Source organism: Gordonia asplenii (genome assembly GCF_012933505.1).
GTDB classification, from domain to species: domain Bacteria; phylum Actinomycetota; class Actinomycetes; order Mycobacteriales; family Mycobacteriaceae; genus Gordonia; species Gordonia asplenii.
In genome coordinates, this window is record NZ_JABBNB010000029.1 from 39,108 (window position 1) to 58,910 (window position 19,803).

Here is a 19,803-nt window from a genome sequence, read left to right on the forward strand (position 1 = left end):
CCTTCTAGCTAATCACGAACCCATGGCGAAGCGGGGGAAGGCGAGGTCGCCCGCGTAGCGTGCCGCATCGCCGAGACCCTCTTCGATACGCAGCAGCTGGTTGTACTTCGCGACGCGCTCGCTGCGGGCGGGAGCGCCCGACTTGATCTGCCCACAGCTGCAGGCGACGGCCAGATCGGCGATGGTGGTGTCCTCGGTCTCACCCGAACGATGGCTCATCATCGACTTGTAGCCGTTGTTGTGGGCCAACGCCACGGCGTCGAGCGTCTCGGTCAGGGTGCCGATCTGGTTGACCTTCACCAGCAGTGCGTTGGCCGCACCCTCGCTGATGCCGCGCTCGAGGCGCTCGGGGTTGGTGACGAACAGGTCGTCGCCGACGATCTGCACCTTGTCGCCGATGGCCTCGGTGAGCGCGACCCAGCCCTCCCAGTCATCCTCCGACAGCGGGTCCTCGATGGAGACCAGCGGGAAGTCGGCGACCAGCTTCTCGTAGAACGGGATCATGTCGGCGGCGCTGCGCGTCGAGCCCTCGAAGGCGTATCCGGTGCCCTCGGTGTAGAACTCGGTGGCCGCGACGTCGAGCGCGAGCGCGATGTCGGTGCCCATGGTGAAGCCCGCCTTGCTGATGGCCTCTTCGATGATCTTGAGCGCCTCGCTGGTGCCCGCGACGTTCGGCGCGAAGCCGCCCTCGTCGCCGAGTCCGGTCGACAGGCCCTTCGACTTCAGCACCGACTTGAGCGAGTGGTAGACCTCCGCACCCCAGCGCAGCGCCTCCTTGAAGGTCGGCGCGCCGATCGGCGCGATCATGAATTCCTGCACGTCGACGCCGGAATCGGCGTGCGCGCCGCCGTTGATGATGTTCATCATCGGCACCGGAAGGATGTGCGCGTTGGGTCCGCCGATGTAGCGGAACAGCGGCAGTCCGGCCGACTCGGCGGCACTCTTGGCGACCGCGAGCGACACACCGAGCAGCGCGTTGGCACCGAGGCGGGACTTGCCGGGAGTTCCGTCGAGGTCCAGCAGGACCTGGTCGACGACCCGCTGGTCGTCGGCGTCGATGGTGATGATCGCGGGGGCGATCTCGTCGAGGACGGCTTCGACGGCCTTGGTGACGCCCTTGCCCAGGTAGCGCGCATCGCCGTCGCGCAGCTCCACGGCCTCGTGCTCACCGGTCGATGCACCCGACGGCACGGCCGCGCGGGCGAAGGTGCCATCGTCGAGGACCACCTCGACCTCGACGGTCGGGTTGCCCCGGGAATCGAGAATTTCGCGTGCGCCAACCTGCTCGATAATTGCCATGGCTGCAGCCCCAATCATTTTCGTCAACGTCGACGCCGCCGGTGTGCCGGCAACGTCTCTCGGTGTGAATTGCGCCTATGAGCCTACTGCTCGGCTAGTAGTTCACGCCGATCGAGTAGGCATTCGCCCGATCCCGGACTTCGAGAAGATAGCTGCGCGAGTTGTTGTAGGTCAGAATCGCCTTTTCCCAGCCCTTCGCGACGGTCATGTCACCGCCCGCCGACACGCAGAGATACCGCGCCGCCGACAGCGCGGCGTCGTCGAGATTGTCGGGGTCGGCCTTGCCGTCGCCGTTGGCGTCGACGCCGAACCGCGCCCAGGTCTCCGGCAGAAACTGGAACGGTCCCATCGCCCGCACGTAATTGGGCTTGTCCGGGGTTCCCGGGTCCGCGGTGTCGACGATGCGCATGTTGCCGTTAGTGCCGTCGAGTTGCGGACCGCGGATCTTCGGCGAGGTGTCGCCGTTGGGCGCGATGGTGGTGCCACGATGACGACCGTGTTTGCTCTCGGTCCCCGCGATCCCCGCGATAGTCGTCCACGCGATGCCGCATTCGGGGTGTTGCTGGCGCTGGATCTCCGCGGCGTTGCCGTAGGCCTCCATCGCGATCTTCGGGATACCGGTTGACGCCACCGCCGAATCGGCCCATGCGCTGAGCTTCGACGCCGTACGACCGGGGGCGTTGATGTCGATGTAGGGAACGGCCTTGCCGGGACCCGGTGGGATGCCCTGCGGAATGTCGGGGCGATTCAACGACGGGATGTCGAGGCAGCCGGTCGCCATCACCACGGTCAACGCCAGCGTCGCCAGGAGTCCGATCCGCCGTCGGATCGGACGTTGCCCGTACTGCACCACTTATCTTCCCTCACAAAACTCAGTCTCGACGCCCACAATCTACCGGGTGAAACTCCGAGAATGAGAATTCAGTTCCCGCGAAACGGACAATCGACCCGGTGCACACCGCTGGATATCGCCCCGTTGTAATCTTGCTTGGTTAGCCTTGCCGAAGCAGCATTCGCCGCGTCGACGTCGCTGCTGATCAAAGGATATTGATGGAAACGCTCGCCGCGGCATCTGGCCCCACGGTATTCGCACAATTGTTCGGTAGTGCCCTGATCGGCGTCCGCGAAGGGCTCGAAACAGGCATCGTCGTCATGATCTTGGTTGCGTTTCTCGTCAAATCCGGTCGCCGCGACGCTCTCAAATGGGTGTGGCTGGGCGTCGGGCTCGCCCTGGCCATGGTGGTCGGGACCTTCGCGATCATTCACTACGGCACGTCCACGATCGACGGCCTCACCGCTGAGCTGATCGCCGGTCTCGCATCGTTGGTGGCGGTGGTGATCGTGACGTTCATGGTGCTGTGGATGAGCAAGGCCGCCGCGCATATCTCCGGTGATCTGAAAGAGGGCATGTCCAAGGCGCTCGTCGCCGGCGCGCCCGCGGTTCTCGCGCTGTCATTCCTCGCGGTCGGACGGGAAGGCTTCGAGACGGCACTTCTGATGGTCGGTTACGCCGAAAGCGTGTCCGGCGGGATGTGGCCGCTGGTCGGGCTGTTGATCGGTGTGCTGGTCGCCGTCGGCTTGACCGTCGCCCTCTATTTCGGCGCGGTGCGCATCAACTTCGCGAAGTTCTTCCGGTACACCGGCGTCTTCCTGATCTTCGTCGCCGCGGGAATCCTCGCCTACGGGGTGCGTGCGCTGCAGACCTACGGCTGGCTGCCGGGCATTTCGAACACCGCATTCGACTGGTCGTCATGGTACGACTTGTCCTCCTGGTACGGCACCGTGCTCGGCGGTGTCTTCAACATCCACCCCAACCCCACCTGGCTCCAGGTGATCGCCTGGGCGGCCTACCTGATCATCGTGCTGGCGGCCTTCCTGCGTCGAACCGCCTCCACGCCCACTGCGAAGGCCTCCGAACCGTCTGTAGCGCAAGAGAATTCAGCATCGACGACGACGCACGACGCCGTCGCCGCCAAGGGAAAGGAAACCCCAACACCGTGAAACACGCACTCTCCACGACGGTCGCCCTCGGCGCGATCGCACTCGGCGCGCCGCTGGCCCTGGCCGGCTGCACGTCGAAGAGCGATTCCACCGGCGCGGTCTCGGTGACGTCGAGCAACGACTCCTGCGAGTTGTCCACGACCGATGCCACGACCGGCGACGTCAACTTCAAGATCACCAACTCGGGGTCGAAGGTGACCGAGTTCTACGTCTACGCAAACGAGACACGCGTGTTGGGCGAGGTCGAGAACATCGGCCCCGGCTTGACCGGAAACCTGAAGGTCCAGATCGTCGATCCGGGCAAGTACACCGTCGCGTGCAAGCCGGGCATGGTCGGGCAGGGCATTCGCAAAGAGATCAACGTGACCGGCGACGCCAAGGAGAAGTCGCAGGCGCCGGCCGACGTCAACGCCGCCAAGGCGCGCTACCTCGACTACGTCCGCGGCCAGACCGCGGCACTCAGCGCGCAGACGGCGACGTTCGTGTCCAACGTGAAGAACAACAACCTCGACGCAGCGCGCGCACAGTTCGGCCAGGTCCGCACGTCCTACGAGCGCATCGAGCCGGTCGCCGAGTCCTTCCAGGACCTCGATCCCAAGATCGACATGCGCTGGGACGACACCGCCGACGGAAAGGATCCGTTCACCGGATTCCACCGCATCGAGCGCTATCTGTGGCCCCCGCAGGCCAACGAGATCGGCGACGCGACCGGCCAGATCGCACCGGCCGACGCAGCGAACGCGAAGACCGCCGACACCCCGGCTGAGATCGCCAAGATCGCCGATCAGCTGCAGACCGACGTCAACTCGCTCAAGACCGAGGTCGACAAACCGAACTTCGAGTTCGACACGCAACTGTTCGTGCAGGGCGCCAAGTCGCTCATCGACGAGGTGGCCGCGACCAAGGTCAAGGGTGAGGAAGACCGCTACTCGCACACCGACCTGTGGGACTTCGCCGCAAACGTCGAGGGCTCGCAGACGCTCATCGGTGAGCTGCAGCCCATCATCGAAGCCAAGAACAAGACGTTGATGAATCAGATCAACACCGCGTTCACCGATGTCAACAACGCGATCGACAAGTATCGCCAGGGCGACGGCTACGTCTCCTACGAGAAGGTGACCGCCGAACAGCGTAAGGAGCTCTCGGACAAGATCGACGCACTGTCCGCGGCCCTGTCGCAGGTTCCCGGCGTCGTCCTCGGCTGATCGCCGCTGTCGACACCGCACTAGATCGAAATAAGGAAGAAGTTCGGCCATGAGTGACCCCCAGACTCCCGGTGAGTCCCCCGTAACCTCGACGCGGCTGTCGCGTCGTGCACTGTTGGGGGCTACCGGTGTCGGGGTGGTGGCCGCGGCGGCGGGCGGCGCGGCGATCGGTCGCGCCACCGCCGCTGAATCTCCCCCGCCGCAGGACGTGATCGGGTTCCGGGGCACGCGTCAGGCAGGCATCATCACCGCCGCGCAGGACCGGCTGCACTTCTGTGCGTTCGACGTGATCACCGACGATCGGGCCGCCCTGGTCGCGTTGCTCAAGCGGTGGACCACCGCCGCCGAACGAATGACCCGCGGCGAACAGACCACGCCCGACGGCGCCGTCGGGCTCGGCGATTACACACCTCCCGCGGATACCGGTGAGGCACTTGGCCTTTCGGCGTCGAAGCTGACTCTGACGATCGGCTTCGGGCCGGGCTTGTTCGGCCCGACGCCCGCGTTCCCCGACGCCCGCGACCGGTTCGGTCTGGGTGCCCGACGCCCGGCGGCACTGACTCAGTTGCCCGCGTTCCCCGCCGAACGACTCGACCCGGACCGCAGCTACGGCGACATCTGCGTGCAGGCGTGCGCCGACGATCCGCAGGTCGCGGTGCACGCCATCCGCAATCTCGCCCGGATGGGCTTCGGCGTGGTGTCGGTGCGCTGGTCGCAGCTGGGCTTCGGGCGCACGTCGTCGACGACGACGTCGCAGACCACGCCGCGAAACATGTTCGGGTTCAAGGACGGAACGAACAACGTGCGCGCCGAGAACACCGATCTGCTCGAGCGGTGGGTGTGGGTGAAGCCCGAGGACAACCCGGCGTCGGCGCAGTGGCTGACCGGCGGTACCTACCTCGTGGCCCGACGCATCCGCATGGACATCGAGCCGTGGGACCGCGGGAATCTCCTTGAGCAGGAACAGATCATCGGGCGCACCAAGGGTGAGGGCGCGCCGCTGGGGCAGGACAAAGAGTTCGACGCCCCCGACTTCAACATCACCTCCAAGGGATCCCCGCTGATCCCGATGACCGCGCACGTGCGACTCGCCCACCCCGACCAGAACAACGGAGTGCGACTGCTGCGCCGCGGCTACAACTTCACCGACGGTTCCGACGGCTTCGGCCATCTCGACGCCGGGCTGTTCTTCCTCGCGTTCTGCCGCGACATCGGCAAGCAATTCGTGCCGATGCAGACCAAGCTGGCGACACGTGACGCCCTGACCGAGTACCTGATCCCCAATGGCGCGGCCGCATTCGCGATACCGCCCGGCCTGCGCGACGGCGAGTGGTGGGGGCAGCACCTGTTCGAGGGCTAGTCCGGGCTTACTGCTCAGTCCGACGTCGTGCGAGTCACGTTGGGCGCATGGGGGTGCGCGTCGTCGGGCCCGGACGTCTCGATCGACTCCGATCCGTAGTAGTCGTCGATGCTGACCTCGTCGTCGAGTTCGGTTGTCTCCGAACCGCTCTCGTCGGCGGGGGCTTCGTCGACCTGTTCGATGTCGCCGTCGTAGTCGTCGGCGGTGGGCTCGGGCGCGGTGGGGTGTGGCTCTGCGGGTTGCGGCGCGGCCACGGCCGGTGCCGGTTGGTGCGGCGCCTGCGGTTGACCACCGGGGCCCGAATTCTGTTGCGCCGCATAGCCGTCCGCGACGCCGAGGTGGTGCAGCCAAGCCTGCGGACTATCCAGTTTCTCGGCGACGGCCTGCGCCGACGCCTCGGCGGCGTAGACCCGATCCATCAGGTCGAGCACCCGCTGGCGAGTGATGTCTTCGGTGCTGCGGCCGCCGACTTCGACTGTGACGGAAAGCAATTCGGGATCGACCTCGGGCTTCGGGAAGCCCGACGCGGCGAGTCGTTCAAGCACCTTCTGCGCGAGGGCGAGGGCCGGCGCCGTCGTGGCGATGCCGTCGAGCACCGATCCGCGTTGTTTCTCCGCGGCCTTGCGCTCCTCCCATTCGCGGATCTGCGTCTCGAGATCGCTGTGCTCGCCCGCGAGGATCCCCGGGGTGCGGTGGGAGATCTTGGCGACGAAGGAGCGTGCGACGTCGTCGATGTCGAACGGGGACGTCGGGTCGTCGGCCGCGATGCGCGCATGGAAAAGGACTTGCAGCAGCAGGTCGCCGAGTTCCTCACGCAGATCGGCTTGCGTACCGACGTCGATGGCGTCGAGGAGTTCGTAGACCTCTTCGAGGAGGTATCGGCGCAGTGAGTCGTGGGTCTGCTTGGACTCCCACGGGCCGGTGCGGCGCAGTGTGTCCATCAGTGCGACGGCCTCGATCAGGGCGTCGCCGGAATGCCGCTGCACCGCGATCAGGACTTCGCCCCGATCGACTCGGGCCCGCACCAACGGATGATTGCGGTCGGTGCTCAGCAGGACGGTCAGCGGATCGCCGTCGTCGGCGACGGGCGCGGCCGAGGCCTGCTGAAGCGCCCACAGCGTCGTCGGATGGACGTCCTCGGTCACCAGAACCGGGCCCACCACGAACTTCATCGCCCCCAGCGGCAGCACCTCGGGGCGTAACGGGTCAAGCAGTATGACCGTCATGGCGGCGACTACCTCCGGATTTCTCGAATTCCTTGGTCAGAACACGTTAGTTTTCGATCTCAAACATAGTCTCATCCTCAGGTCGACGTTGTGTGTTGAGCGTCGAAGACGGCCGATGTTCATCACTGTGGGTTGACCGGCGAGCGGCCCGCGTGTGTGCACGCCGATACACGCGCAAGCGGATATTGTCGATTAAGTGTGAAATCGCTGTCGATACGAGGAGGCCGACATGGCGCGCACCGACGAGGCCTTGCGTGGGCGCCGCGAACGACGCCAACTGCCCGACGAGGTGGCGGGTTACGTTCGAGAGCAGATCATGTCGGGCCGGATGCGCCCCGGCGACTTCCTCCGGATGGAACCGATCGCCGAGGCCGTCGGAGTGTCGATCACGCCCGTCCGCGAGGGACTCCTCACTCTCCGCAGTGAAGGTTTCGTGACGCTCGTCCCGCGCCGCGGATTTCAGGTCGCCGAGTTCACTCGTCAGGACGTACGGGACCTGTTCTGGGCACAGGGCCAGCTCGCCGGCGAGCTCGCCGCACGCACCGCCAAGGTGGCGACCCCAGAGCTGCTGGAACGGCTCGAATCGATCAACGCCGCCACCGTCGAGGCCGCGGCCGCCGGCGACACCCAGGGCGTCGGCGACCTGGGACACGCATTCCACCGGGAGATCAACCTGGCCGCGAACTCCGACCGGCTGGCGCGGCTTCTCGCCGGTGTGGTGAAGCACCTGCCGAACCAGTTCTACGCGTCGCTGGAGGCGCACGTGGAAGATACGCGCAGCCAACACATCGAGATTCTCGACGCCCTGCGCACGCGCAACCCCCGCCGCGTCCGCACGATCATGCAAGCCCATCTGGTCGACAGCGCCGACCACGTGATCGCCATGCTGGAGCAGGCCGGGCTGTGGGTCGAGTCCTGACTCCGGGTTGGGCGGGTTGGGTTGGGTTCTTTGTCTCGCCAAACCCCTCGTTACACCGAAGCTCGCAAGCTCGCTTCGGCACTCGGGGAGCGGGGGGGTTGCGTCGGCGGAGCGGGGTTGGGTCCGCGGAGCGGGGTTGGATCCGCGGAGCCGAGGGTTGCGTCCGCGGAGCGGGGGGTTGCGTCCGCGGAGCGGGGTTGGGTCCGCGGAGCGGGGTTGGGTCCGCGGAGCGGGGTCAGGCGTTGGCGGCCACCGCGTCGGCCAGTGCGATGATTCCCTCGGCGGTCTTCACATGTGCGATGTCGATGTGCTGGCCCTCGAAGTCGACGGCGGAGCTACCGGCGGCTTCCGCTTCGCGGTAGGCCGCGAGCAGTCGGCGGTAGTAGTCGACGGTGCCGGCATCCGGGGTGAAGACCTCGTGCGCTACCGCGACGTGCGACGGATGGATCACGACGAGGCCGCGGTAGCCCAGGCGCCGGTTGTCCAGGCAGAAGGAGCGCAGGCCGTCGAGGTTCTTGATGTCCTGCCACACTCCGACGACGGGATGGTGCAGCCCGTTCGACCGCGCCGCAAGGACCAGGCGGCTGCGCAGATACAGCGTCTCCATGCCCTCTGGCGTGAACTCGATGCCGAGTTCACGCCCGGCGTCGGCGTCGGGTCCGGTGGCGCCGAGCAGTGAGACGACCCGCGGGCTCGCCGCCGCGATCTGTTCGCAGTGCGCCATCGACTGAGCCGTCTCGTAGGACACCAGCAGGCCGATGGCCCCCTCGGTCAAACCCTCGCGCCGCTCGATGTGGGTGATCACAGCGTCGAGCCGGACGATGTCGGCGGCGTCGAAGACCTTGGCGAGGAAGAGTCCGGTGAGGCCCGGCCGGATGACCGCCTCGAGGTCACCGTTGAGCAGCCCGGTGACGTCCGGGTTGCAACGCACCCACAGATCCGGGCGCACGCCTTGCTCGGTCAGCCGGTCGATGGTTCCCGCGACGGTGGCACGCGCCTCGATCTTCTCGGCGGGCGGCACCGAGTCTTCGAGGTCGAGGATGATCGCGTCGGCTCCCGACGCGATTCCCTTGTCCGCCCAGGCGGATTTGTGACCGGGAACGAAAAGCATTGAGCGGTAGGGTTTCATGGACATGTTGACGCCTCCTCGGCGGTCGTGGTGAATTGGTTGGGTTCAGATCTGGTCGGCGAAGAGCACGCCGGTGGCGATCAGGTCGTCGATCTCCTGCGCGGTCAGGACTTCGGCCGCGACGTCGCGGCTGTCCTCCCCCACGCGCGGGGCGGTCCCGGCCCGGTCGGGTCGCTCGCCGTCGAAGGTCCACGGCGGTCGGACCAGCGGCAGGCCGTCGTCCTGGGGTTCGAACATGCCGAGGTGTTCCACCTGCGGATGCTCCCGGTAACCGCTCATGGACAGCACCGGCGCGAAGGGGACGTCGTTGTCGGTGAGCAACTGCTCCCACTCGGCGTAGGTCTTCTTCAGGAACTCGGCGGCGACGATGGGCACGAGTTCGAAGTAATTGGCCTCACGCGGGCGGTATTCGCCGAAACGCGGATCGGATAGCAGGTCGAGGCGATCCATGGCCTTGCACAGCGAGCCCCAGAACTTCTGCGACGACGACAGATGCACCGCCATCGCCTCCCCGGAGGCGGTGTTGACGCAGAAGTTCTGCGCCTGCGGGTGCCTGCTGGTCCGCGTGGGATTGTGTCCCAACTCGAACAGTTGCGCCATGCTGTCGGCGGTGAGCACGCTCACCGCTTCCATGATCGAGGTCTTCATATACTGCGGCTGACCGGTGTTCTGCCGCCCGACGAGCGCGGCGAGGACTCCGGTGCAGGTAGCCATCCCGGTGATCAGGTCGGCGCTGAGCCCACCGGCGAGTTGGGGGTGCCCCTCGTCGCCGAAGATCGAGTAGAGGCCGCCGAAGGCGTGCCCGATGGTGTCGTAGGCCGGACGGTCGGCAAGCGGGCCGGTGGAGCCGAAGCCGGTGACCGAGCCGTAGATGATGTCCGGGCGAAGCGCCTTGCAGTCCTCGGGGCCGAGCCCCATCGCCGCGACCTTGCCCGGACGCAGATTCTCCAGCACGACGTCGAAGTGCGGAATCAGCGCCTTCACCACGTCGACGCCGGCTTGCGTCTTGAGGTCGACGGCCAGGCTGCGCTTGCCGGTGTTGTATTGCCGGAAGTACGGGCTCTTCTCGTTTTGGTGCCGGCGGAAGTCCTCGCCCACCACCGGGCGCTCCACCTTCACCACCTCCGCACCGAGTGCGCACAGCATCGACGTGCCGTAGGGCAACGCGATGTATCCGCCGATCTCCAGGATGCGGATGCCTTCCAGGGGCTTGTGTTGCATGATCGCCTCTCCTCGTGATCCGGCTCACAATATTTTTTATATAATCTAGCAGAAGGTTGATTCGGCCGCCAGCCCCGGCCGACGACGCGCCGAGCCGCTTTCGAATTCCGAAAGCCCTTCCTTCCATCGAGAAAATATAATATAGTTTGTATGTCGGCGATCACAGTGGAGCGAGGAAAACACTCCTCACCTGCGGATACAGCCGAGAGACAGCAGTGATTCGAAACACAACAAGCCAGCAAGAGGAGCACCCGATGAGCGGATGGCAGGAACGCTACGACAGGCTGTACATCGGCGGAGAGTGGGTGTCGCCGTCGAGCACCCGCACGTTCGACGTGATCAACCCGGCCACCGAGGAAGTCGTCGCGACCGTCCCCGAGGCCGTGGAGGAAGACATCGACAAGGCAGTCGCCGCCGCGCGGCAGGCCTTCGACAGCGGGCCGTGGCCCCGCACTCCACTGGAGGAGCGCATCGCGCTGCTGCGCAAGTTGAGCGCCAAGCTCGCCGAGCACGAAGCCGATGCGGCGGCACTGGTCACCTCCGAGATGGGGGCGCCGATCACTCTGTCCACGAAGATGCAGTCGATCGGCCCCCGCCTGCTGCTGGACGCCTTCCTCGATCTGGCCCCGCAGTACCCCTGGACCGATTTCCGGCAATCGATCACCGGCAACGCGATGGTCACCCGCGAGCCGGTGGGCGTCGTCGGAGCGATCGTGCCGTGGAACGCGCCGCTGCTGATCACCATGATCAAGCTCGCACCCGCGTTGCTGGCCGGCTGCACCATGGTCATCAAACCCACCCCGGAGACACCGCTCGACGCTTACTTCCTGTCGCACCTGCTCGACGAGATCGGACTGCCCGCCGGAGTGGTCAACGTGGTTCCCGCGCAGCGCGAGGTCAGCGAGTACCTGGTGCGCCACCGCGGCGTCGACAAGATCTCCTTCACCGGTTCCACCGGCGCGGGTCGGCGGATCGGCGCCATCTGCGGTGAGGCGCTTCGCCGGTGCACGCTCGAGCTGGGCGGCAAGTCGGCGGCAGTGCTGCTCGACGACGCCGACCTCGACGCCGCGATCGCCGCCATCCGCGCGGTCTCGCTGCGCAACAGCGGGCAGGTCTGCTCGAACAAGACGCGCATCGTCGTCGCGAAGTCGCGCCGCGACGAGCTCTACGACCGCCTGGTCGACCTCATCGGGTCCATGCCGGTGGGCGACCCGTTCGATCCCGCCACCGAGATCGGCCCGATGGCCAGCGCCGGGCACCGCACCCGCGTGGAGGGCTACATCGACGTCGGAATCGATTCCGGCGCAAAGGTATTGGTCGGTGGTCGCGGCACACCCGACGGACTGGATCGCGGTTGGTTCGTCCGGCCCACCATCTTCGCCGACGTCGACCCGAACGCCCGCATCGCGCAGGAGGAGATCTTCGGGCCGGTCCTGACGGTGCACACCTTCGACACCGAAGCGCAGGCCGTGGCCATCGCCAACAACTCGGAGTACGGCCTCAACGGGTCGGTGTTCGCCGCCGATCCCGAGCACGCACTCGCCGTGGCCCGCCAGATCCGCACCGGAACCGTCGAAGTGAACGGCAACGGCGTCGGCTTCACCGCGCCCATCGGCGGCTTCAAGAGCAGCGGCATCGGCCGGGAGGCCGGCCTCGAAGGCTTCGACGCCTACGTCGAACTCAAGTCCTACGGATTGCCCGCCACCACCTACGACCAGCTGTCCTGAGCTCTAGGAGAACGACTTCCATGACTGCACCCACGATCGAGCAGGCCGCGGCCGCACTGGTCACCGACCTCACCTACGACGCGATCTCCCCCGAGGCCCTGGCCGGCACCCGCCGCTTGATGGAGGACCAACTGGCGCTGCAGGTCGGCTGCAGCTCACTCCCCTGGTGCCGCGCGGTGCTGGACCTCACGCGGGCGTCGCACGCCCCCGGCGTCTCCAGCGTCACCGCGGGCGCCGACAAGTTCAGCGCCGCCGACGCCGCGTTCGTCAACGCGACCTACGGTCACAGTTTCGAGTACGACGACGCCCACAGCGCATCGTTGAGCCACCCCGGTAGCGCCGTGGTCTCCGCCGCGATCGCCGTCGGTGAGGAGATCGGCGCCACCGTCGAGGAGGTGCTTGTCGGGATCGTGGCCGGATATGAGATCTACACCCGCATCGGCACCCTGGCCGCGCCGATGCTGCTGCAGAACGGCTTTCATCCGCACGCGGTGCTCGCCCCGTTCGGAGCGGCCGCCGTCGTTGCGAAAATGAAGGGCTTCGACGCCGAGACCACACTGCACGCGCTGTCCATCGCGCTCAGCCACAGCGCCGGGACCACCGAATACACCAGCTCGGGCGGTTCGATCAAACGCATCCACTCCGGAATCGGCACCCGTAACGGGATCCGCGCGGCCGAGATGGCAGCGGCGGGTATCACCGGACCGACGCGGTTCCTCGCGGGTAACAAGGGCTTCTTCAACACCTTCGTCCGGCGCGAACTCACCGACGCCGACGTCGATCGCTTCTCGCTGAACCGCCCGTTCGAGATCGCCGGCCCGTTGTTCAAACCCTATTGCGCCTGCGGCTACAACCACGCGTTCATCGACGGTGCGCGCACTTTCGCCGACCGTATCGCCGACATCGAGAAGGTGGAGCTGGCGATCCAGCCGTCGGGCGACGTCGTCGTCGGCAACAAGAACGTGAGCGCCTGGGCGCCGCAGAAGATCGAGCAGTTGCAATACGCGCTGCCCTTCCAGTTCGCGCTGTCGGCGCTGCGCGTCGGCAACGGTTACCAGGTGCACAAGGCCTATCTCGATGGGCGCCTGGACCTCGGCCCCGACAGCGAGGTCGCCGCGCTGGCGCAGAAGATCTCCATCCGGCCGGAACCGGAGCTGGACAAGGAGTACGGCCGAAAGATGGTCGGCGACATCACCGTCACCTTCGCCGACGGTGCCACCGAGCATCTGTTCGTCGAGGACTCGACCGGTTCCGCCGCCAATCCGATGTCGGAGGCGGATCTCGACGCCAAGTACCGCGACCTCGCGGTCGGCGAGCTCGGCGACGCGCGCGCCGACGAGCTTCTGGCCGCCATCAAGGGCGCTCCTCTGGACACCCCCGCCACCGCGTTCGCCGCTCTGCTGCGCCGCTGACCCAGTTTCACCCCGTAGTCACACCAGTTTCACCCCGTAGTCACACCTCACCCAAGGAGTAAGCACATGCCCGGAGAACACCTCAACGCACAGGCGCGACTCATCGTCACCGGTCTCGACGAGAACGGCAAGTCCGCCTTCATCTCGGACGGCAACAGCGAGGTCCGGGTCGCCACCCCCGGCTTCACCGTGATGGAGCTGTGGCAGTTCGACTCGATCCCGAACAACATCCTGGCCCCCAACACGCTCGGCGACCAGCCGGTCATCGACCCGCCGCCGGCCGGGCTCGTGGTCCGCGTCGCGAGCTTCCCGCCGGACAGCGAGTTCGACGCCGCCGCCTACGCGGACTCGCTCGACGCCTTCCACGGCGCCGACAGCCACGACGGCGCCGAAGAGGGCCAGGCCGGCGGCCTGTGGCACGAGACCGACACGGTCGACGTCGTGACCCTGCTGTCGGGCGAGCTCTACGCCGTGACCGAGGCCGGCGAGACGAAGATGGTGCCCGGCGACACCGTCGTCAACCGGGGCATCAAGCACATCTGGAGCAACAAGACCGACAAGCCCGCCGTAGTGCTGGCCACGATGGTTGCGGCGACCCGCTGATGAGGGGCGTCTACTTCAAGGGCAACCGCGAGCTCGAGGTCACCGACTTCCCGGATCCCACGCCCGGCCCGGGCGAGGTCGTCGTGCGGATCAAGGCGTCGGGCCTCTGCGGCAGCGACCTGAAGTTCTACCGCGATCCGCCGGAAGAGGCCCTCAAGGCACTGGGCTTCAAGGACTTCTCCGAGCGCGGCGTCACCGAGGTCCCCAAGATCGTGGCCGGGCACGAGCCCTGCGGTGTCATCGAGGAGCTCGGTCCCGGCGTGGACGCACGTGCCTGGAACGTCGGCGACCGGGTGATGGTGTTTCACTACAAGGGTTGCGGCTACTGCGACTTCTGTCGTACCGGCTGGTCGCAGTTGTGCGTCCAGGGTGCCACCATCTACGGCGCCACCGCGCACGGTGGCCACGCGGAATACATCGTGGTGCCGGCCGAAACTCTGGTGACGCTTCCCGAGTCGATCAGCTTCTCGGCGGGCGCGGCCATCGCCTGCGGCACCGGAACGGCGTTCGGCGCGATCAAGCGCGCGAACATCACCGGCGCGGACACCGTCCTGATCGTCGGCGCCGGGCCCATTGGACAGGCGGCCATCCAGTTCGCGAAGGCACTTGGCTGCCAGGTGATCGTCTCCGACGTGACCGAGGACAAACTCGCCACCGCGTCGCGCCTCGGAGCCGACTACGTCATCGATTCGACGAAGACCGACCTCATCGAGGCGGTCAAGGAGTTCACCAAGGGCCGTGGCGCCTCCGCGGCGATCGACACCTCGGGCGTGCCCGCCGCGCGTCGAGCCGCGACCCGCGCGCTCGGCACGTGGGGCCGGATCGCGCTCGTCGGCCTCGGCGGCAACATCGATCTCGACGTCTCACCCGACCTGGTGATCAAGCAGATCTCGGTGATCGGTTCGTACACGTTCAACAACGTGGGCATGGGTGACTGCGCTCGGTTCGTCGCCGACCACGACATCGACGTCGACGCGGTGTTCAGCGACCGCTGGAACATCGAGGATGCCGGCAAGGCGTACGTGGAGTTCGACAAGCAGACCCGCGGCAAGGCCGTCTTCGAGTTCTGAGAGCGGGTCGTACAGAAAGTCCCGGTGGAGCCGAGCTCCACCGGGATTTCATGTATATGGCGCTCATCGAGTGAGCGGCGTATGCCGTGCGTATGCCGGCGGCCACCGTGGACGGTACCGAATATCAGGGAAATTGGGCTGTGCCAACCGTCATCGACACCGCAGCGGGAAGCATCAAATCGAAGGGTGAGGCCGTCACCATAGACTTCGGCCAGCTCGCGTCGACAGTGACTGTCACGGGGCCGGGTCGGCAGCTCGAGAAGAGTCGACGGCCGGTGTTCTAATGGAGTGTCGCAGCTAAACGGTGTGGTATTGCGACACTGGGCCCCGAGCGGCCGATTGCACTCAGCCCCGTCACCGGCGCCGGGGGAACATTCACCCCGCCACCGCTGAGCAGGCAGTTTCCAATCAAGGCCAGTGCATTCTGCCCGGCCGATCACACCTACCACTTCAACAGCGGGTACGCGTCAGCGCTCGAGGTGGATGCAGTATCGATTCGTTGTTACTAGTGGGGCAGATGATGTACATCATCGGGGGGTGAGTAGGGTGCCCGGCCGCTGTGTCGCGGGTGAGTGGAAACGCGCGAACGGTTCACCTCGTTTACTCGCACACACCTCACCTCAACGGGCGGGTGTGTGCGAGGAAACGAGGTGGACGCGGCGGTCATCGCCGGCGGGAGCTCGACCGGACCACAGTTACCTACCGGAGGCGCTGTTGCCCCCTTGCCACGGCACGTTCAGACGGTCTCGCGAAAACTGGACGCGACACGCCACCAGCGACCCGCAGGGTGGCGGTCGACGGGCTCCTGATGTCGTGTCACTCGAATAACACGATCCGAGCACCACGCACGTATTCGATGCGGGTGTCTCCGTACTGAGTCATCGGCTGGCTCGGGTAGGTGTGACCGTGGATCATCAATTGCGGCCGATTGTGTTCCAGCCAGTTACCGAGGGCGTCGATGCCCACGTGCGCTGGGTCGTCGTGGTCGTTGATCCCGCGGGGCGGGCAGTGGGTCACCAGTACATCGGCGGTCGGCAGTTTCCTGATCATGCGCCGGTACTGACGCTGGGTGTAGAGCACATCGGGGGTGTCGGATTTGTAACGAACACATCCCTCCAAGCCCGTGAACGACACGCCACCGACCTCGACCCGCGTCAAGTGCAGATTCGTCATCCGCAGGTCTTTGAGGTATCTGCCGTCACAATGGTTGCCGTACACGCCCAAGACCGGGACCGTGACGCGATCGATTCCAGCGAAGTCGTAGCGAGTGAGGTCCCCGGCCGACACGACCACGTCGATTCCGTGCACAGCAACGAAATCCGGCAGGCTCATACCCAGCTTCGGGCTGATGTCAGCAATCACGAGAATGCGCACGAGCGTTCCCTTGTCGGCGTACGACATACTGTGTATTCGGCAATCCGAATCGGCTCGCTCATGCGCACTCCCACGACAATCAACCATGGGCCAGACAGCTTCGGCGAAGCCCACTCCAGCGGATATCAATCTACTCCCGCTGCCCTACCAACACTCATTGTCTCTACCCTTCAGATGACATCTGACAACACCACGAACCAATGTCGCAAATATCCGGTTTTCAATATCCGCAGGCGAACTGAGTGAAACCCGATAGACAAATTCCGTTTCGATATCTCACTATCGAGAATGTCGGAAAATATGAGCGCCGGTAACTCATTTACCGACGGCGGACAGATCCTGCTTGTCGATCGTGGCGAACGGGGTGTGCGAGGCGGGGTCGAGAATCTCGTCGATGTGCTCCTGCACCAGTTCGGGCGTGAGGTCTTTGCTCGCGAACCCCTGATTGAAGCCGAGCACGAGGCGTTGCACCTCGCCGCCCTGTGCCTGCAGCACTTCGCCGTTGATCGCGCAGTCCTGGTGGGCAAGGTAGGCGACGACCGGGCTGACCAGCGAGGTGGGCAGGTTGTCGCGCATGAACTGCTTGAAGTCCTCGGGCAGGTCCGCCTCGTCGGACATCCGGGTCGCGGCGGTCGGCGCGATCGCGTTGACCTTGATCCCCACTTCCTGCGCCTCGAAGGCCAGCGTGCGAACGAAGGCGAAGAGCGCACCCTTCGCCGAGACGTACGGAGTCTGCTGCGGGAACCCGATGAGGGTCGGCGACGTCGTGCAGATGACACGCCCCGCTCCGCTCTCGATCAAGTGCGGCCAGGCGGCCGCGGTCACCCCGGCGGTGCCGAAGAAGTGGACCTCCATGTGCCGACGGAGCGATTCCATGACGCCCGTGCCGAACTCGTGCACCTGGTTGATGCCCGCGTTGTTGACCACGATGTCGAGGCGACCGAACGCTTCGATCGCCGCGGCGACGATGCCTTCGGGATTCTCGGTGACCGAATCGAAGTTCGCCACCGCGCGGCCACCCGCCGCCACGATCTCCGCGACGACTTGCTCGGCGGGCTGCGCGCTCGAGCCCGACCCGACCGCGGATCCGCCGAGGTCGTTGATGACCACGGCCGCGCCGCGGGCGGCCAGCAATTTGGCGTGCGACGCCCCGAGCCCGCGGCCCGCTCCGGTGACGATCGCGACGCGGTCGGTGAAATTCAACATGTGTCCACTCCTTGTTTCGAGACGACCGGTGGCCGGGATGCCGGCCACCGTCGAGCGCTCAGCGGATGAGGCCGTCGGCACCGTGCCCACCCGCCTCAGGCGTCGGGCACCGACGTGACCCAAACCACTGTCATATGTAATATATGATGCATCTTGCTCGATCGTCAATCGATGCGATTCGTGCGGCGGTCAGGTGTCCGACGACTCCTCGACGACCGCACGCAATATCCCGAGCGCGGCGACGGCCGCCGGCCAGCCCGCGTAGAAGGCGAGATGAGTGAGAGCCTCGGCGAGCTCGTCGGCGGTGATGCCGTTGTCGAGAGCGCGCTGCAGGTGTCCCCGGAGTTGCTCCGGGCGGCTCTGTGTGACGAGTGAGGCGACGGTGATCAGACTGCGGTCGCGCGGCGACAGCCCGGGTCGGGCCCAGACGTCGCCGAACAGTACGTCGTCGGTGAGCTGCGCGAGCTTCGGCGAGATGTCGCCGATCAGCCGTTGAGCTCGACTCGGGCCCGACATCAGACCCGCTCGATCAGATTGACCTTGACGTGATCCGGGCGTTTGAGTGTGCGCTCGGGCACCAGGTTCACCACGACCTTGACGTTCAGCGCCGACCGCACGCGCGATTCGATGTCGTGTGCCAGCGCGCGCTGCGCGGACTCGTCGACTCCGTCGGCGTATTCGACGACGAGCGGCAGCGGCTGCTGAGTGGAATGGCCCTCGAAGTCGACCCGGATGCGCATCTCCCCCGTCGCGACCGGTTCGAATTCTGCGATGAGTTGTTTGACCGCGGACGGGAACAGGTTGATCCCGCGCACGATCAACATGTCGTCGGTGCGGCCCACGCAGCGGACTTTGAAACCCGTTCGGCCGCAGGAGCAACCGGTGCCGGTGACCACGACGTGGTCGCGCGTGCGAAAGCGCACCAGCGGCGATGCCCGACGGCGCAGCGCGGTGTACACCAGCTCGCCGTGGGCGCCGTCGACCGGCGCCTTGACCTCGCCGGTGTCCGGGTCGATCAGTTCCACCACGATGAGGTCGGGCGAGTGGTAGTGCATGCCGTCCTGGGCCTCGCACTCGCCCCAATAGACGCAGCCGAGGTCGGTGCCACCGAGCATCTCCCGGCTCGACGCGCCCCACAGGCCTTCGAGCTTGTCCCGGGTCGCGGGCAGGCCGCCGCCGGGTTCTCCCCCGACCGAGATCGCGCGTACGCCGAGATCGGTGGCCTGCTGCCCCACGATCGTCGGTGCCTGTTCAGCGAGGTAGGCCAGGAAGTTCGGCGTTCCGATGAGCAGGTTCGGCCGCTGGTCGGCCTGCACCCGCAGCAGCCGCTCCGCGCCGGCCTCGGCACCGATCGGGATGTCGACAATGCCCATGTATTGGGCCATCTGCAGGATCGGGATGCCGCCCACGAAGCCCTTGCTCATGCCGAATCCGTGCAGCAGCCGATCGCCCGGACGGAAGCCGTTGGCATACAGGGCGCGCGCACCCAACTCCGACCACAGGGTGACGTCGGATCGGGTCAGCCCCACGTACGACGGGCTGCCGGTGGTGCCCGACGATGCCTGAATCTGCACGATCTCGTCGTCGGGCGCCGCCTGATGCAGGCCGAGCGGCCGTCGTTCGGCCAGCGAATCCCGCAGTTCCTGCTTCTCGGTGAAGGGCAGTAGGCCGAGGTCCGCGGTGCCGCGTACCGCCGAGGGATCGACGCCTGCCGCCGCGAATTTGCGCCGGTAGAAGTCGCTGTCGGCCGCGACGTACGCCAGCTGCTCACGCAGGGCGGCGTCTTGCAGCGCGGCGACCCGCGCGGCCGCAAGCGTCTCGATCTCACTCCAGATCGACGCGGAGTAGGGCTGCACAGTCGGCTGCATTTCGGCGATCCTTCCGCCCGCACGACGCGGGGTTGCGTTGGTACCTTCGGCTTAGGTGGTTTCGACACGGGTCTTCGCTAGCGCTCCGCCCCGGCTCAACCAGCGGATGAGGGCTCCGGCCCGGCTCAACCGGCGGGTGGGGGTGGTTTCGACACGGGTCAACCGGCGGATTTGGGCGCAACC

The 19,803-nt window shown here is 66.2% G+C and carries 17 protein-coding genes; 8 read left to right on the forward strand and 9 right to left on the reverse strand.

Going from position 1 to position 19,803, the window contains the following annotated elements; all coding sequences use genetic code 11:
- Window positions 1–12: 12 nt before the first annotated feature.
- The gene (eno, locus tag HH308_RS22475; protein ID WP_170196484.1) at window positions 13–1,299 is read right to left on the reverse strand and encodes a phosphopyruvate hydratase; all 1,287 of its coding nucleotides are present in this window, start codon (window positions 1,297–1,299) and stop codon (window positions 13–15) included.
- Between the two features lie 94 nt (window positions 1,300–1,393).
- On the reverse strand, window positions 1,394–2,080 hold the full coding sequence (locus HH308_RS22480; RefSeq protein ID WP_170196538.1) for a lytic transglycosylase domain-containing protein: 687 nt from the start codon (window positions 2,078–2,080) through the stop codon (window positions 1,394–1,396).
- 269 nt (window positions 2,081–2,349) lie between these two features.
- On the opposite strand from HH308_RS22480, the gene efeU reads away from it, so the two are divergent.
- Genes efeU through efeB form a run of 3 tightly spaced genes read left to right on the forward strand, consistent with a single transcriptional unit; the run spans window position 2,350 to window position 5,865 of the window.
- The gene (gene efeU / locus HH308_RS22485) at window positions 2,350–3,300 is read left to right on the forward strand and encodes an iron uptake transporter permease EfeU (RefSeq protein ID WP_170196485.1); all 951 of its coding nucleotides are present in this window, start codon (window positions 2,350–2,352) and stop codon (window positions 3,298–3,300) included.
- Window positions 3,297–4,505 carry an iron uptake system protein EfeO gene (gene efeO, locus HH308_RS22490; protein WP_170196486.1) on the forward strand — a complete coding sequence of 403 codons (1,209 nt, stop codon included), beginning with the start codon at window positions 3,297–3,299 and terminating at the stop codon, window positions 4,503–4,505. Before efeU ends, efeO begins: the two co-directional genes overlap by 4 nt.
- Before the next feature lie 49 nt (window positions 4,506–4,554).
- Window positions 4,555–5,865, forward strand: a complete 1,311-nt coding sequence (gene efeB, locus HH308_RS22495) for an iron uptake transporter deferrochelatase/peroxidase subunit (protein ID WP_170196487.1) — start codon at window positions 4,555–4,557, stop codon at window positions 5,863–5,865.
- A gap of 14 nt (window positions 5,866–5,879) precedes the next feature.
- Here the strand turns inward: efeB and HH308_RS22500 are convergent, their stop codons facing one another.
- Complete coding sequence (locus HH308_RS22500) at window positions 5,880–7,091, reverse strand: nucleoside triphosphate pyrophosphohydrolase (RefSeq protein ID WP_170196488.1); 1,212 nt, start codon at window positions 7,089–7,091, stop codon at window positions 5,880–5,882.
- A 229-nt stretch (window positions 7,092–7,320) separates the two neighbouring features.
- On the opposite strand from HH308_RS22500, the gene HH308_RS22505 reads away from it, so the two are divergent.
- Entirely contained in the window at window positions 7,321–8,010 is a 690-nt protein-coding gene (locus tag HH308_RS22505) for a GntR family transcriptional regulator (protein ID WP_170196489.1), read from the forward strand.
- A 235-nt stretch (window positions 8,011–8,245) separates the two neighbouring features.
- Here the strand turns inward: HH308_RS22505 and HH308_RS22510 are convergent, their stop codons facing one another.
- Both HH308_RS22510 and HH308_RS22515 read right to left on the reverse strand, forming a co-directional pair.
- Window positions 8,246–9,145 (reverse strand): HpcH/HpaI aldolase/citrate lyase family protein, encoded by a 900-nt coding sequence (locus HH308_RS22510; RefSeq protein ID WP_312870812.1) that lies wholly within the window; start codon window positions 9,143–9,145, stop codon window positions 8,246–8,248.
- 39 nt (window positions 9,146–9,184) lie between these two features.
- Complete coding sequence (locus HH308_RS22515; protein WP_170196490.1) at window positions 9,185–10,360, reverse strand: CaiB/BaiF CoA transferase family protein; 1,176 nt, start codon at window positions 10,358–10,360, stop codon at window positions 9,185–9,187.
- Window positions 10,361–10,614: 254 nt separating this feature from the next.
- Between HH308_RS22515 and HH308_RS22520 the strand changes: the two genes are divergently transcribed.
- The 4 genes from HH308_RS22520 (at window position 10,615) to HH308_RS22535 (ending at window position 15,172) form a co-directional block, all read left to right on the forward strand.
- Window positions 10,615–12,087, forward strand: a complete 1,473-nt coding sequence (locus HH308_RS22520; RefSeq protein ID WP_170196491.1) for an aldehyde dehydrogenase — start codon at window positions 10,615–10,617, stop codon at window positions 12,085–12,087.
- 20 nt (window positions 12,088–12,107) lie between these two features.
- Window positions 12,108–13,499 carry an MmgE/PrpD family protein gene (locus tag HH308_RS22525; RefSeq protein ID WP_170196492.1) on the forward strand — a complete coding sequence of 464 codons (1,392 nt, stop codon included), beginning with the start codon at window positions 12,108–12,110 and terminating at the stop codon, window positions 13,497–13,499.
- A gap of 66 nt (window positions 13,500–13,565) precedes the next feature.
- Window positions 13,566–14,102 carry a cupin domain-containing protein gene (locus HH308_RS22530; RefSeq protein ID WP_170196493.1) on the forward strand — a complete coding sequence of 179 codons (537 nt, stop codon included), beginning with the start codon at window positions 13,566–13,568 and terminating at the stop codon, window positions 14,100–14,102.
- A complete protein-coding gene (locus HH308_RS22535) occupies window positions 14,102–15,172 on the forward strand; it encodes a zinc-dependent alcohol dehydrogenase family protein (protein WP_170196494.1) in 1,071 nt (356 codons plus the stop codon). The genes HH308_RS22530 and HH308_RS22535 overlap by 1 nt, the downstream gene beginning before the upstream one ends.
- Before the next feature lie 816 nt (window positions 15,173–15,988).
- On the opposite strand, the gene HH308_RS22540 is transcribed toward HH308_RS22535, so the two are convergent.
- The 4 genes from HH308_RS22540 to HH308_RS22555 form a co-directional block, all read right to left on the reverse strand.
- Window positions 15,989–16,573, reverse strand: a complete 585-nt coding sequence (locus HH308_RS22540) for a metallophosphoesterase family protein (protein ID WP_211188743.1) — start codon at window positions 16,571–16,573, stop codon at window positions 15,989–15,991.
- Window positions 16,574–16,861: 288 nt separating this feature from the next.
- Window positions 16,862–17,752, reverse strand: a complete 891-nt coding sequence (locus tag HH308_RS22545; protein WP_170196495.1) for an SDR family NAD(P)-dependent oxidoreductase — start codon at window positions 17,750–17,752, stop codon at window positions 16,862–16,864.
- Window positions 17,753–17,941: 189 nt separating this feature from the next.
- Window positions 17,942–18,268 (reverse strand): carboxymuconolactone decarboxylase family protein, encoded by a 327-nt coding sequence (locus HH308_RS22550; protein ID WP_170196496.1) that lies wholly within the window; start codon window positions 18,266–18,268, stop codon window positions 17,942–17,944.
- On the reverse strand, window positions 18,268–19,620 hold the full coding sequence (locus HH308_RS22555) for a phenylacetate--CoA ligase family protein (protein ID WP_170196497.1): 1,353 nt from the start codon (window positions 19,618–19,620) through the stop codon (window positions 18,268–18,270). Before HH308_RS22555 ends, HH308_RS22550 begins: the two co-directional genes overlap by 1 nt.
- Window positions 19,621–19,803 lie beyond the last annotated feature (183 nt).

What these genes read in the sequence shown, in the direction of transcription:
- eno (WP_170196484.1), bottom strand. Translation starts at nt 1,299, where the DNA reads ATGGCAATTATCGAGCAGGTTGGCGCACGCGAAATTCTCGATTCCCGG.
- HH308_RS22480 (WP_170196538.1), bottom strand. Translation starts at nt 2,080, where the DNA reads ATGGCGACCGGCTGCCTCGACATCCCGTCGTTGAATCGCCCCGACATT.
- efeU (WP_170196485.1), top strand. Translation starts at nt 2,350, where the DNA reads ATGGAAACGCTCGCCGCGGCATCTGGCCCCACGGTATTCGCACAATTG.
- efeB (WP_170196487.1), top strand. Translation starts at nt 4,555, where the DNA reads ATGAGTGACCCCCAGACTCCCGGTGAGTCCCCCGTAACCTCGACGCGG.
- HH308_RS22500 (WP_170196488.1), bottom strand. Translation starts at nt 7,091, where the DNA reads ATGACGGTCATACTGCTTGACCCGTTACGCCCCGAGGTGCTGCCGCTG.
- HH308_RS22505 (WP_170196489.1), top strand. Translation starts at nt 7,321, where the DNA reads ATGGCGCGCACCGACGAGGCCTTGCGTGGGCGCCGCGAACGACGCCAA.
- HH308_RS22510 (WP_312870812.1), bottom strand. Translation starts at nt 9,145, where the DNA reads ATGTCCATGAAACCCTACCGCTCAATGCTTTTCGTTCCCGGTCACAAA.
- HH308_RS22515 (WP_170196490.1), bottom strand. Translation starts at nt 10,360, where the DNA reads ATGCAACACAAGCCCCTGGAAGGCATCCGCATCCTGGAGATCGGCGGA.
- HH308_RS22520 (WP_170196491.1), top strand. Translation starts at nt 10,615, where the DNA reads ATGAGCGGATGGCAGGAACGCTACGACAGGCTGTACATCGGCGGAGAG.
- HH308_RS22525 (WP_170196492.1), top strand. Translation starts at nt 12,108, where the DNA reads ATGACTGCACCCACGATCGAGCAGGCCGCGGCCGCACTGGTCACCGAC.
- HH308_RS22530 (WP_170196493.1), top strand. Translation starts at nt 13,566, where the DNA reads ATGCCCGGAGAACACCTCAACGCACAGGCGCGACTCATCGTCACCGGT.
- HH308_RS22535 (WP_170196494.1), top strand. Translation starts at nt 14,102, where the DNA reads ATGAGGGGCGTCTACTTCAAGGGCAACCGCGAGCTCGAGGTCACCGAC.
- HH308_RS22540 (WP_211188743.1), bottom strand. Translation starts at nt 16,573, where the DNA reads ATGTCGTACGCCGACAAGGGAACGCTCGTGCGCATTCTCGTGATTGCT.
- HH308_RS22545 (WP_170196495.1), bottom strand. Translation starts at nt 17,752, where the DNA reads ATGTTGAATTTCACCGACCGCGTCGCGATCGTCACCGGAGCGGGCCGC.
- HH308_RS22550 (WP_170196496.1), bottom strand. Translation starts at nt 18,268, where the DNA reads ATGTCGGGCCCGAGTCGAGCTCAACGGCTGATCGGCGACATCTCGCCG.
- HH308_RS22555 (WP_170196497.1), bottom strand. Translation starts at nt 19,620, where the DNA reads ATGCAGCCGACTGTGCAGCCCTACTCCGCGTCGATCTGGAGTGAGATC.